Raw genomic sequence first — 13,769 nt, 5'->3', positions numbered from 1 at the left:
CTCTTCTTGTAGATGGAATGAATGCTTTCGCCGTTGATACGGAACAGGCACAGTGACAAGATCAGCTGAACCGCCGATATGCCACCTTGTTTCTCCAAAGACAGGCGATGCAGAAGATGCCCCAGACCAAAATGGACAAAATATGTCATGATATCCTCTTCTACGTTATTTTTAACACTCAGAAGTTTGCTCAACTCATGGAAATTGGTTATTTTTGTATGCATAAAAGTTTCTTAATAAAAAGTGTTATTTGTTTGATTGATACTACAAATTTACAACTTTTTTGCGAGAAACTTTTATTTTTACAGTACTGTTTTTAGCCTATTTTATGAGGTGGGAAACTTCAGTAACCAATTATCAATCATCAAGGGAGATGTAAAATCTAATAACACTCCGATCAGTTACGCAAAAGTCTATTTAAAAGACAACACTTCTATATCCACACAAACCGATGACCATGGAAATTTTTCATTGTCCGTAGCTGCGGGTAGTTATACTTTGTGTGTGTCATACGTAGGCCATGCTATTCAAGAAACAAAAATCAAGAACCTAAAAGCCAACGAGACGAGGACCGTCCATGTCAAGTTGAATGATGACGCTTTGAAACTGAAGGATGTCGTCGTTGTCGCCAAATCACCTATCCAGCAAATCAAAGAATCTGCTTACAATGTCATCGCCATTGATACCAAAGCACTTCAGAACTCCACCAAGAACCTCAGCGACGCACTCGCTCAGGCTCCAGGCATCAAACTCCGTGAATCCGGGGGTGTAGGTTCCGACATGCAGTTGATGATGGACGGCTTTGACGGGAAACAGGTCAAGGTCTTCATTGACGGTGTTCCCCAGGAAGGCGTGGGCAGTTCTTTCGGGTTGAACAACATCCCGGTAAACTATGCAGACCGCATAGAAGTTTACAAAGGTGTCGTGCCTGTAGGATTCGGAACGGATGCCCTTGGCGGCGTGATCAATATCATCACCAAGAAGCATCCCGAAAACAACTGGTTTGTCGATGCATCCTATTCCTATGGGTCATTCAACACACATAAGTCCTATATCAACTTCGGGCAGACCTTCAAGAACGGTTTCACCTATGAGATCAATGCCTTCCAGAATTATTCCGACAATGACTACCATGTCGATACCCCCGTCAAGGATTTCTCGACAGGAGCCATCAACAACACTGTCATAGAGCATGTGAAGCGCTTCCATGATACTTACCACAATGAAGCAGTCATCGGGAAGATCGGCTTTGTCAATAAAAGTTGGGCAGACCGATTGATGCTCGGTTTAGCCTATTCGCACATGCATAAAGACATACAGACCGGTGTCAGACAGGAAATTGTGTTCGGCGGGAAATTCCGCAAAGGGTACTCGCTCATGCCGTCCCTGGAATACCAGAAGCACAACCTGTTTACTAAAGGCCTCAACGTCACGCTCACGGCCAACTACAACAAGAATATCACAGAAAATGTCGATACGTCTTCCTATGAATACAACTGGCGGGGAGAGAAACGGCAGATGAGGATGCCCGGAGAACAAGTTTACCAGGATGTACGCTCCAAGAACAACAACTGGAATGGAACGTTCACGGCAAATTACTATCTCGGAAAGGCCAATCTCTTCACATTGAATTATGTGATGGACCATTTCAAGCGGACCAACAAATCTCTCTTGAACGAGACCAATACGGAAGATGCCATCGCCAAAGAGACCCGCAAAGGCATAGGTGGACTCTCCTATCGCCTGATGCCTTCAGATCACTGGAACCTCTCCGTATTCGGCAAATATTACCACCAATATGTTGCCGGTCCTATAGCCACGTCAGCAGCACAAGACAAATATACCCGTACCAGCAAGACGACAAATACCTTCGGGTACGGTGTTGCAGGCACTTACTTCATATTGAAGTCACTGCAGGCTAAGTTGTCCTATGAGAAAGCATACCGTCTCCCGACCAACGAAGAGATGTTCGGAGATGAAGACATGGAGAGCGGGGATGTGAAGATAAAACCAGAGAACAGCAACAACATCAACTTTAATGTTGGCTACAACGGCGTATACGGAAAACACACCTTATACGTAGAAGGCGGATTGATCTTCAGATATACAAAAGATTATATCCAGCGCAAACTGGTTGACCTCAGTGGCGGGAAGTCCGGTGCGACTTACGAAAACCACGGACGGGTGAAGACCAGAGGATACAATGTTTCCGCCCGATATGGATTTGCCAACTGGGTGAGTGTCGGGGGCAATTTCACACAGATGAATGTGTACGACAATGTCAAGACCGTTGCTGAAGGCAGCGGACAGAAGAACCTTACTTACGGCACCCGCATGCCGAATATACCATATAGGTTTGCTAATGCCGACGTCACTTTCTATTGGCGGGATCTATGGAAGAAGAACAATCTGCTGACTGTCACTTACGACAATTTCTATGTACACAACTTCCCACTTTATTCAGAGGCATTGGGCAGCAGTTCAAAATTTGTCGTACCTTCCCAGTTCTCTCACAACATCACAGTTTCCTACAGTATGCACCGTGGCCGCTATAATATTTCATTTGAATGCAGAAACTTCACGAATGAAAAGTTATACGACAATTTCAGTCTTCAGAAAGCCGGCAGAGCATTCTATGGAAAGTTCAGAGTTTATTTCGGTAATTGATAATCATTTATATAACAGTAACCAATAACAATAAGATGAAACAGTATTTCACAAAGAGTTTTTTAACAATGATAACAGCGGGGTGCATGCTCGCATCCTGCAGCAGTGACAACGATAGTTCAGAGCCGGTCAACCCTGTGGGTCCTGGATCAAATGCCAGTTATGTGGTCGTCGCAACTTCATCAGATGCCAATTACCTGTTGAAGGCAGAAGCACTTGACACAGGTTCGGTAACGACCTTGCACAACGGGTTGGTGACAGAAGACGGAACATATTGGATATTCCAACAGAACAAGTATCTGTACCGTCTGGTATACAACCAGGGAAATGCTGGCGTAAGTTCCTCTTACATTCTAAATTCCAAAGGCGATTTGCAGGAGCGTGACATGACCTATGAGATCAAGAGATTCACTTCATACGGTACCTTCAACGACTATATCATCACCACCTCCACAGGAGATCTCGACAAGCAGTATGCCGACGAAAACGGTTACTTGCCTAAGGGATTCCTGGTCTCTTACCTGAACGTGAAGGACCAAACTTACACCGACAATCAGGATGTCATGAAGGCCGAGAATTATCTGGGCAATGGTGAGTTCGTCACCTTGGCAGGCATTCTGCAAGTGAACGACAAGATCTTCTCCGCCCCTATCCCTATGGGCTTAAGCCAGTATGGCGTAAAGGCTGAAGGCGGCAAGTATGTCAAATATCCAGATCTCGTAAAGACAGAATCAGGCGGTGTCGGCAGCAGCACTTATGTCAAAGGGGAATTGCAATGGACACAGTATCCCAACGAAGCATGGATAGCCATTTACAAAGACCAGACTTTGAGCAACCCGAAACTGATCAAGACCGACAAGATCAGTTATGCTTGTGGCCGAAGTCGTTCTCAGTATTATCAGATGATATGGGCTGCCGACAATGGGGACGTGTATGTCTTCTCACCCAGTTATGCCAAGACCATGACCTCTGACGAACAGAAGACTACTCTGCCTGCAGGTGTCGTACGCATCAAATCAGGTACGGAGGAGTTTGACCCGAACTACTACTGCAATATCGAAGCCCTCTCCAACGGCAAATCATTTGTCCGCAGCTGGCACCTCACAAAAGATAATTTCCTTCTGTTGATGTATGACAGACCATTGACAGAGAAAGGATTTACAGCCAATCAACTGGCGGTTTACAATGGTGAAAACAAGACCCTCACTTTTGTAAAGGGCTTGCCTGATGCCAGCGTTATCTCGGGCTTTGGTGATGAACCATATGTCGAGAACGGAATCGCTTATATGCCTATCACTACGACTGACGGCACCCAACCTACAATTTACTGCATTAACCCTGAGACAGGCGAAGCGACCAAAGGACTTACTGTAGGTGCTGAACAGATCAGTGGCGTTGGCAAACTCATTCCGGTAGAATAATATGAAAAAGGAAACATACTTTCTTCTTGAATAGATAGAATGAACAGAAACCTCATTATTCTCTTATTCCTCTTGACTCCTTTATGCTTATGGAGTCAGGAGGATATTTGTATTGGCAAACAGTACACCTTGGATTCAAAAGTCTTGCATGAAAAAAGAAGCTATTGGGTTCATCTGCCTGATAACTATGACAAAAACAGTAAAGAGACCTATCCAGTGATCTATCTGCTTGACGGCGACTCTTTCTTCAAGGCAATGGTGGGCATGACCCATGTCCTCTGTTCGGGAAGAGGGAAAAGAATGCCTGAGCATATCATCGTAGGCGTCCTGAACACGGACCGGACACGTGACCTGACACCCACAGCATCCGCTGCAGGGAGGGACGGGAAGATTTCTCCCGGTGCTGCCGTAGAAGGTGGAGGAAGCAAGAATTTCTCCAAATTCCTTACCGGAGAGCTCCGTCATGCGGTGGACAGTGCTTTCAGAACGAACGGTCACAATGTCCTGATCGGCCATTCCTATGGAGGACTTTTTACGATGTACACCTTCCTCAATCATCCGGAGTTGTTTGACACCTACATCGCCATCGACCCTAGCCTCTGGTGGGATCAGGCCAAGTTAGCCAAGTCTGCAGGAAGCCTGATTGCCGGAAAGGATTTCACCGGGAAGAATCTCTTTGTCGGAACGGCCACAAAGAAGCGGACAGACCGTGTGATCACGCATTTCTATGACGCTGATCATCTGCTGTCTACTACTTTGCCGCAGATCAAGGGACTCCACTATTTTCTGAAAGATTTCCCTGATGATACCCATGGTACAGTAGCCATCCCCGGATTTTACTACGGTCTCATGCAACTCTTCAAATGAGTCAGAATGCACCTGCCTCAGGATTAGAGAAGCGTTCCTGCAAATGAAATCTTCCGCCTTCCGGACAGGCCGTTTTCTCTTTTGACAGGCATCTCTCCAGTCATACTTTCAGAAGGTTGAACTCAGCGAAACCTCTTTTGTCAAGTTTCCCCATCAGTTTCATACCTTCTGAAAGTATTTATTTCAAACACTCTCACCAATAACCTCTATTGTAATAAGCAATCCGATTGTTGCCTATAACTGTAATGAAATTACGGAATTCACCATTGATCCATCATCACTATAAGACGACTTTGGCAATAGGCTTGCTAATGGCAATACAGGTAATGTCTAATAACATACCCCTCCACAAACACACGGAGAATCTTAGTCTCAGTCAGAGACGCGCAATATCTAGACTTGAATTTGTCTTTCATGAATAGGACTTACCAAAATGGTGGATAATGGTACACCATTATCCACCATTTTGGTGCACCATTATCGTGCATATTGGTGGGTGGGAATAGGTATTGATAAGATGGATGTCTCCCTCTATCCCGTAAGTATAGGATGCATATCAATTAACTCACTCAAGCAGATGCAACGCAATAAGTGATAAAAACATCTTTGGACTGAATCTTATCCGTAACCCCAAAAAATAGGGAGATAGGAAGGTCTATAGTATCTGAAGAAGGTCTTATAAATCACCCTCATGATGGGTCGGAACGCAATATAAAAAATTGAAAATCAATAATATATAGGAGAGTTAATCGGAAGACAATAACTAATAAATTATGTATAAACAAGCGAAATAAACGCGATATATAGTTAAATATATTTAAACTACAGCGCATTTTTACAGTTATTACAAACCCATATCAAATAATATATTTAATTTTGCACAACTTTTAAAGAGGAGCTCACAGAGCTATTGAAAATGACCGACTTATGAATTTTTGAAATTAGAAATGAACCTAGGCCCAATACCAAAGTTTTGAACAGGATACCAGATAACAAAATCTTTAGTGAATACGTTTTTTACAAGAGAATGAAAAATTTGCTTTTCAGCTTGACTGCTGCAATTGTCATGAGTTTGTTGTTCAGTGCATGCTCAAGTGATGATGCCAACGGTCTGCTTGACGATACTGCCAGATCAGGGAATACTTCCGGTATTACTACCGTAAGCCTGGATATTACCTCGGGAATTGAGATAAAAGAAGATAGCAGTTCATTCTCCACGAATTCTACCAATAAATTGACGAGAGCTATTACAACCAGTTCCGCCAATTTCGCCCCGGTTATCCCTACCCAGTTCACGGCTTATTTTGTGGCAGCTGAAGGCACCAGCGAATATGCCAAAGGTTCTATTGTGAGAAAAGTCACAGTCAATCAAGGCAGCAACCGTATTTCCGTACCCGCCATCAAGTATCATATTTATGTGACCAATTATGAGCCGACCAACAGTCTGGAGGCTGACCGGACTACTGACAGCGAAAGTGCCGTAGAAGCCTTGGAAGACAATCTGCCGGTGAGCAGTACAACTCTCTATCTGTTTGGCACGGACAGCACCGCAGATTTCAGTTCTACCACGGCTGCAGCCAATGCGACAGTGAATATGGTCAACCATTATGCTGCCGTATGCGTGGCTAACAACGGTCATGTCAAAGGAGTCGTCAATGACAACGACCAGACAGATTATGCGCTTGACGACAATAAAGGATGGTATTACATATATGTCAAGGCACCCACAGACGGCACAACAACTACCAATTTCACAGTCATAGTGGAAAACCTTGAGGGAATACCCGACGGGAAAGCCTACGACTTCCCTAAAAGCATCACAGCTGACAACATCTACCAGTACACCGTGAACGCAAGCGGCGGAATTATCATCACTGTGGACGCATTCCAAGGTTCGACACCGACAACTGTACATTACCATGTAGACTGGAACTCTGATAAACTTATAAAGGATAGCTGATAAAGAATAAGCTATCTATCCCCTCATCAGACGATTTTACGATAATGCGTCATATCTACTCAATGATTTTGGGCAGAAAGACGATCAATATATAGAAGTGAATGTTTAAACAGAAAACACATGAAACGAACGCTCTTAGTGTCTGCTATCCTGACAAATATAGTAGTCATGAGCTCTTGCTCGCATCACTCGGGAGGAGATGATGAGTTGGCAGACGCAAAAGTCCCGAATACATTGGTAACGTTAGGAGCCTTTACCAACATCAAGACAGTTGAAAAAGAACAACCGCTCCAAAGTATAACAACTCGCGCAACGGTAGAGGGCATAGATAGCAATACGGTGGCTGTACCCTCGGAAATCACATCCATGCCGGATTCCCTGACAGCCTATATCGTCGCAGACGAGACACGAGGTCAGTATATCTATGGTGAAATCGTGGATACAACAGTATTGAAGGGCAAGACACAAACGAATGCAGACGGCACCGCCACGACAACTTATACGGCTACGGATTCTGTCCCTGCCATGAAGTGCAGGGTCTACGTGTCCAACTACCACGGCATAAAGGAGACTCTCAACGAGCCGTTTCAGACCTCTATCGCCGATCTTCCAGACGCCTCTCAGACGCTTTACCTCTACGGCGCAAGTGATGACGACATCGATTTCTCGATGACAAAGACCACCAGCATCGACATCAACAATTCCTATTCGGCTGTCTGTATCAGGAACGCTGCCCCCGTGAGCAGCACGGAAGCTCCGGAATATGACGATCTGGATAAAGGGAAACAAAAGGAAACACTCTTCTATTACAAGACGGATGCCACGGGCACCTGGTACTATCTCTATATCCGATGCCCTCAAGACAACGTTTCCTCTATTTCTGCCAAGACGCTGGTCAATCTAGAAGGTGTCGCAAAATTCGCTGGTCAACCCTATGCACTCGAGCAGCCGATCATCGGTAACAATGTATATACGTTCACCTTCCATACAGGGACTGACACAACTGATGCAGGAATCAATATCATTGCTGATCCTTTCCAAAAGACGATCAATGAGGTCATCAATATCTTTTCGGAATAGTCGTGTTATGAGGCAAGACGGGTTCACCGAAATTCAGTATCTGTCGACTAAGGTTGATCACCAGTAATAGGTATCATACTTTTTCCCCAAAAAGGTATATTTCATAGTGAAAAAGAAAACTTTCAGAGACAAACCTCTATATATATAAGGTGTAAGGAGTAATCTGATTAATCGAAAGTTAAATTTAAGGTAATAACAGTTATAGACTATTAAAATAACATTTTTTCAGGCAAGACCGAAATCGTTATCTCACGAAAAATAGATAACTTTATAGGTACGAAATAACCCGTATCCAATGAAGATAACCCCAAAAGGGATAACGATAACATTTTAAAATAGGAGGTCTTATGAGAAAATTCATGTTAACCTTTGTTATACTTCCGATTTTTATCAGTTTTTCCTGCTCCGGCGGAGATGCCGTTCCTGATCAAATAATCAATAACTCAGAAAAAGATGTAACGATACAACTCCGTACAAGTTTGGACATTACGGAACAAACCAGTTCTTTAGCCCGGGTACAAACCTATAAAGGACTCACCCGTGCAGGCAGCGCTTCTTCCGACAGTTCCTTCACCCCAGACCTTCCGGCCGCATTCAAAGCCTATTTTGTTGCAGCAGAAAACAAGGGGCAGTACAAGAGCGGCAAATTGGTCAAAACCGTATCAGTCAACGATGGCACAAATACCATTACAGTACCGGCAATGAAATATAAAGTTTTTGTAAGCAACTATGACAGCAACAAGGTTTGGAGCACTACTGACCCAGCCTCAACTCTTCCCGAAAGTACCACAACCCTCTACTATTATGGTACGCAAGAGAAAGACCTGCTCAGTGACGGTAACACCGTGGACATAACACTATCTACACCCTACGCCGCAGTAGCCATCTACAAGAATAGCTATGTGTCAGGAAAACCGGTTTACAAAGACGGCAATGCTTATGATGAAAAAGGCAACTGGTATTATCTCTATATCCGAAATTCGGAAACAGACACAGAGATTCCAATCAACCTTGACGGAATGGGAAACCAGACCTACACTCTGCAAAAGGATATTGCCGCCAATCAGATTTATCAGTATACTTTAACAGCAACGGAGGCTTCTTTCATCGTAAAAGTGAATGGATTCTCACATACTTACAGTTCTGATATTAATATTTAAGAACGTTGCTTATCAGCAGATGTTAAACAGATATAAAAATGCAATTTGTTTATAACCATTACAAATAAAATACCTACCTTTCCTCTTTCGGATGACTGAAAGAGGAAAGTCAGACATTGAATAGAAAAGAGGTTTTATGACCATAGAATAACGATGAGAACTGAAAATACTAAGAAAACCGGAAGGATGAAAAAAGCTTCATTCTTTCTTGCCATATTGTTTGCAACTTTCTTGTTTGCGGGTTGCTCTGACAATGATAATTCAACAGGACCTGCCTTGGAATATGTGAAAGTCAATCTACAGATTGGAACAGACTCCACTCTTGACCTGTCCGGTAATAGCACACCTTTCATATACAATGCCGGAACCAAGTCACTCGTTAAAGGTAATCCGCTTGCAATAACAAGAAGTTCGGACATTGTAGATTTTGTACCGGTCATACCTACAACATTCACCGCTTATCTGGTGGCTTCCCAAGATCTTTACACGTCAGAAGGTCAAGCCATTATCACGAAAGGGACGGTGCTAAACAGTATAACAGTACATACCGGAAGCAACTATATCTCCGTTCCTAAATATGGCTGTAATATCTACGTCACCAACTATTCCGATGGTACAGAGACGCAGCAGTATTCCTGGATTACATGGAAAGATCCATTGGATCATCTCCCGGCAGGAACTACAAAATTGTATCTCTATGGCAAGAACGAGGCACTGACTGAGGAAGAAAATGACACCTATGGGGAGATCCTTACCGGCGAGGTAAAGATGAGCAATCCCTATGCAGCTGTATGTGTGTATAAGAATGCACAAGTTACAGGATATCCTACAGACTGGAGTGGGACGGTCGGATTAAGTGGAGCATGGTTTTACATCTACAAGAACTGCTCCAAAGGACTGACAAATTTAGGTCTGATCATTCCCCTACAGAACAATCAGCAAACTTATCTATCTGACGAAATCTCTGCCAATCATATTTATCAGTACGTCATTGATGAATAGACTGATCCGGCAGCGGACTATAAACTTGAGGTTATTTAGCAATAATAAAGGATGAATCGACTCGAAAGTTGGATTCATCCTTTCTTCGTACAGAAAGACTTTGAGAGCGCCTTCAATGAGAAACTTATAGAAGTTTTTCCCCTCCCTTTTATACTCCAAATGTCTTGTTCATCATCATTTTGTAACCTTCCTGTTATCCAATCGTAATATTTCTGTTCCACTAATGAAATTTCAGAGCCCTACATTTGCGGTCGAAATCAAACATAGTAAAGGAACAAAATGAAGGGTAACAAGAGCAAACTGATTGGTTCATTATTTATTTTTTTCGTTATTCTATCGGATTTTTGCTGGGGATGTCCTGAGGCTCATGCCCAGTCTGTCTCCGTTTCCGGGAAAGTAGTAGATGCCGAAGAGAATACACCTTTGATCGGGGCAACCATTAGACAGAAAGGTACAAAGTTCATGACCGTCACAGATACTGACGGTAATTTCTCCTTCAAGGTCAATGACATCAAAACGCCTCTTACCGCATCCTATATGGGATACAAGAAGGCGGAATTGCCCATCGATCATATGACTGACCCGACGGCTCTTGTCATCAAGATGCGCCCTGATGGGGTTACCCTGAAAGGTACGGTCATTACTGCCCTTGGCATCAAGCGGGAGACCAAGTCTCTGGGCTATTCCGTCGCACATATCGGTTCTGATGAAATCAATGAGAATCTCTCCGGCAACTGGCTCAACGCGCTCAACGGGAAAGTGGCAGGACTGAGTATGTTGCAGACCGGCAGTGGACCGACATCTTCTGTCCGCGTGACCTTGCGTGGCGACCGCTCCCTGAATTATGGCAACAATGAGGCTCTGTTTGTCGTAGACGGTGTCCCTATCAATTCAGGCGGAACGACAACGGGCAGCGGTTCTTCTTATTCGAACAGTGATGCGCCTGTAGATTTCGGAAATGACATCAGTCAACTGAATCCTGAAGACATCGCCTCTGTAACTGTCTTGAAGGGTGCTTCCGCTGCAGCCCTCTACGGATCACGCGCAGCTAACGGTGTCATTCTTATCACGACAAAAGAGGGGCGGCTCAATAAAGGCCTTGGCATAACACTCAATTCTTCCGTACAATTCGACAAGGCCATCCGCTTCCCTGATTTCCAGACTGAATATGGACCTGGATCTGACAACGGTGCTTCTCCATACAGTTTCTGGACTCTTACCTCCTCGGAAGCACCTGATGGAGTGGCTATCAATGCCCACACTTCTTCTTATGCTTTCGGTGAGAAATATGACGATTCCAAACTGCGCTATCTTTACGCTTCAAAGGACTGGACTACCGGAAAATATACGGCCTTACCTTTTGTCTATCAGAAGGACTGGTATACCGGACTTTTCAAAACTGGTGTAACGTATAATAATACGGTGACTATCGATGGCAACAATGGCAAGGGCACAACTGGACGACTTTCGTTTACAGATTCCAAAAACAACTGGATCATGCCTAATACCGGATACCGGCGGGATGCAGTGGCATGGGCATTGAACAGCAAACTGAATCCTCATATCAGTATCAGTTCACGTATCAACTACATCAGACAGACGACTGACAATACCCCTGCAGGAGGATACGGACAGAACAACCCTTTATATCAGTTGGTCTGGGGAAACCCTACCAGTAGCATCAAGGACTGGAAAAACGAATATGACAACGGCCGCTTCAACTATACGAACTGGTCATCTACGGATAACTCGGGAGGTGCGGCTCTGGTCTCTGGTTACAATCCCTATCGCACATTAAACGAGGAACTGAACGGTTCTGTCGTCAACAGGGTGTATGGCACGGCACAGGTTACAGCCAACCTCTACAAAGGACTGACGCTCAGTATGCGCACGGGAGTAGACTGGAGTGACCAATTCAGAACGATCCAAAAACCGTTCTATACTTCCTACACTCAGGGATTTTATCGTGAACAGAGTATCCGCGAACTGGAGTTCAACTCCGATTTTCTGTTGAGTTATAAGAATGACTCCTGGTTTGACAACAAACTGATGTTCAACGCATCATTCGGAGGCAATGCCCGCTCCAACTATTATTACAACAACAAAATAAGTTTGGAGAAACTCGAGGTTGAAGGGGTATACAACCTGAACAACTACCCCTCAGACGTGGTACCTGATATCTATACCTATCGTTCCAAGAAACTCGTCAACAGTTTTTATGGCCTGGCAGACTTGGGATGGGACAACACCTACTTCCTCGACATCACTGCACGTAACGACTGGTCCAGTACACTCTCCAGCGACAACTGGTCATTCTTCTATCCTTCCGTCAGTGCCAGTGTCTTAGTAGACAAGATGCTGGGTATCAAGACCTCTTGGATCGACATGCTGAAGTTGCGTGCTTCATGGGCCAATGTGGGTAATGACACGAGTCCTTATTCCCTTCAACAATATTACGGCTCTACCAATTTTGCAGGAGGATATGATATGCCGGGCACAGTCTACAGCAAAAACATCAAACCTGAGCGTACCGAGAGTTGGGAAGGCGGAATAGACGCTCTACTGTTCCGGGGACGTGTCAATCTGGACTTCACCCTGTATCGTGAAAACGGATATAACCAGATATTGAGCGTCGACCTTGACCAAGTGACCGGAGCTACCGGAGAGATGATCAATGCCGGAGAAATCCGTAATGAAGGCATCGAAATATCCGCTGGTTTTGTCCCAATCAAGACGAAAGACTGGGGATGGTCTTTCAACCTCAACTGGTCAGCTAACCACAAAAAACTGATCAAACTTCAAGACGGTTGGGATCCTTCCGAACCTCTCCAGGCCAGTATGGGCACAACGATAGGAAGTCGTACTTACGTCTATTCTTATGTCGGACAAGAGATGTACTATATTTACGGTCGAGGCTATCAGCGGGCACCTGAAGGTTCCTACTATCTCGATGACAAAGGGAACAAAGTAGACTGCTCAGGGATGAAACTCGTAGATGCCAAAACCGGAATGCCCAAACTTGACGATTCTCCTACCCGACGCATCGCAAAAGTGAACCCGAACTGGCGGGCAGGCATGTCCCAGAGTCTCCGATACAAGAACTTGACCCTCTCTGCCAGTTTCTCCGCTCAGATGGGCGGGCACTGCTTTTCGGTCACCAATTTCAGTCTCTCTTATCAGGGAAAACTGAAGAACTCTCTTGCCGGACGTGACGACGGTCTGACGGTCAGTGGCGTCAATGCCGTAACAAATTCTGACGGGACAGTGTCATACCAGAAGAACAGCACCGCTGTAAGCAGCATTGTCACCTATTATAATAAGTATGTTTGGGTGCGTGACAATACGGAAGAGAATACTTTCAGCACAGATTTCTTCAAGTGCAAGGAAATCCGTCTTGACTATACGGTCCCAAGGAGCGCACTGAGCAAACTGAAATTCCTGAAGAATGCTCACATCGGAGCATGGGTAACCAACGTATTCTGCATCACCAAGTTCCCTCAGTATGACCCGGAAACGGGAATGCTCAACGGTACGGATATCTACAACGGCATCGAGAGTATGTCTTATCCTATGACCCGCTCTTACGGCATGGATCTGGTCCTCGCCTTTTAA

9 protein-coding genes and 1 pseudogene are annotated in these 13,769 nt (G+C 44.6%); 9 read left to right on the top strand and 1 reads right to left on the bottom strand.

Annotated features, from left to right (window positions below; all coding sequences use genetic code 11):
* Positions 1 to 224, bottom strand: a pseudogene (locus NG821_RS06295) (IS4 family transposase); the annotation flags it as partial.
* Between the two features lie 109 nt (positions 225 to 333).
* Here NG821_RS06295 and NG821_RS06290 point away from each other — a divergent pair.
* The 9 genes from NG821_RS06290 to NG821_RS06250 all read left to right on the top strand — a co-directional run bounded on the left by NG821_RS06290 (position 334) and on the right by NG821_RS06250 (position 13,769).
* Positions 334 to 2,667 carry a TonB-dependent receptor gene (locus tag NG821_RS06290; RefSeq protein ID WP_317233080.1) on the top strand — a complete coding sequence of 778 codons (2,334 nt, stop codon included), beginning with the start codon at positions 334 to 336 and terminating at the stop codon, positions 2,665 to 2,667.
* 35 nt (positions 2,668 to 2,702) lie between these two features.
* Positions 2,703 to 4,088, top strand: a complete 1,386-nt coding sequence (locus NG821_RS06285; protein WP_394802063.1) for a DUF4374 domain-containing protein — start codon at positions 2,703 to 2,705, stop codon at positions 4,086 to 4,088.
* Between the two features lie 144 nt (positions 4,089 to 4,232).
* Positions 4,233 to 4,955: an alpha/beta hydrolase gene (locus NG821_RS06280; protein ID WP_252760808.1), complete on the top strand. Its 723-nt coding sequence runs from the start codon at positions 4,233 to 4,235 to the stop codon at positions 4,953 to 4,955.
* Positions 4,956 to 5,388: 433 nt separating this feature from the next.
* Positions 5,389 to 5,550, top strand: a complete 162-nt coding sequence (locus NG821_RS06275) for a hypothetical protein (protein WP_252760807.1) — start codon at positions 5,389 to 5,391, stop codon at positions 5,548 to 5,550.
* Positions 5,551 to 5,982: 432 nt separating this feature from the next.
* Entirely contained in the window at positions 5,983 to 6,915 is a 933-nt protein-coding gene (locus tag NG821_RS06270) for a hypothetical protein (RefSeq protein WP_252760806.1), read from the top strand.
* Between the two features lie 120 nt (positions 6,916 to 7,035).
* Positions 7,036 to 7,995: a hypothetical protein gene (locus NG821_RS06265; RefSeq protein WP_252760805.1), complete on the top strand. Its 960-nt coding sequence runs from the start codon at positions 7,036 to 7,038 to the stop codon at positions 7,993 to 7,995.
* Between the two features lie 347 nt (positions 7,996 to 8,342).
* Positions 8,343 to 9,155, top strand: a complete 813-nt coding sequence (locus NG821_RS06260) for a hypothetical protein (RefSeq protein ID WP_252760804.1) — start codon at positions 8,343 to 8,345, stop codon at positions 9,153 to 9,155.
* A 186-nt stretch (positions 9,156 to 9,341) separates the two neighbouring features.
* Positions 9,342 to 10,157, top strand: a complete 816-nt coding sequence (locus tag NG821_RS06255; RefSeq protein ID WP_252760803.1) for a hypothetical protein — start codon at positions 9,342 to 9,344, stop codon at positions 10,155 to 10,157.
* A 279-nt stretch (positions 10,158 to 10,436) separates the two neighbouring features.
* Complete coding sequence (locus tag NG821_RS06250; RefSeq protein WP_252760802.1) at positions 10,437 to 13,769, top strand: SusC/RagA family TonB-linked outer membrane protein; 3,333 nt, start codon at positions 10,437 to 10,439, stop codon at positions 13,767 to 13,769.

Origin of the sequence: Segatella cerevisiae, from assembly GCF_024054555.1 — a bacterium.
GTDB classification, from domain to species: Bacteria; Bacteroidota; Bacteroidia; order Bacteroidales; family Bacteroidaceae; genus Prevotella; species Prevotella cerevisiae.
Note: the sequence above shows the minus strand (reverse complement) of the source record. Positions and strands in the feature narration are given on the sequence as shown.

Coding starts and splice junctions, on each gene's coding strand:
- NG821_RS06285 (WP_394802063.1), top strand. CDS start 2,703: ATGAAACAGTATTTCACAAAGAGTTTTTTAACAATGATAACAGCGGGG.
- NG821_RS06275 (WP_252760807.1), top strand. CDS start 5,389: ATGGTGGATAATGGTACACCATTATCCACCATTTTGGTGCACCATTAT.
- NG821_RS06270 (WP_252760806.1), top strand. CDS start 5,983: ATGAAAAATTTGCTTTTCAGCTTGACTGCTGCAATTGTCATGAGTTTG.
- NG821_RS06265 (WP_252760805.1), top strand. CDS start 7,036: ATGAAACGAACGCTCTTAGTGTCTGCTATCCTGACAAATATAGTAGTC.
- NG821_RS06260 (WP_252760804.1), top strand. CDS start 8,343: ATGAGAAAATTCATGTTAACCTTTGTTATACTTCCGATTTTTATCAGT.
- NG821_RS06255 (WP_252760803.1), top strand. CDS start 9,342: ATGAAAAAAGCTTCATTCTTTCTTGCCATATTGTTTGCAACTTTCTTG.
- NG821_RS06250 (WP_252760802.1), top strand. CDS start 10,437: ATGAAGGGTAACAAGAGCAAACTGATTGGTTCATTATTTATTTTTTTC.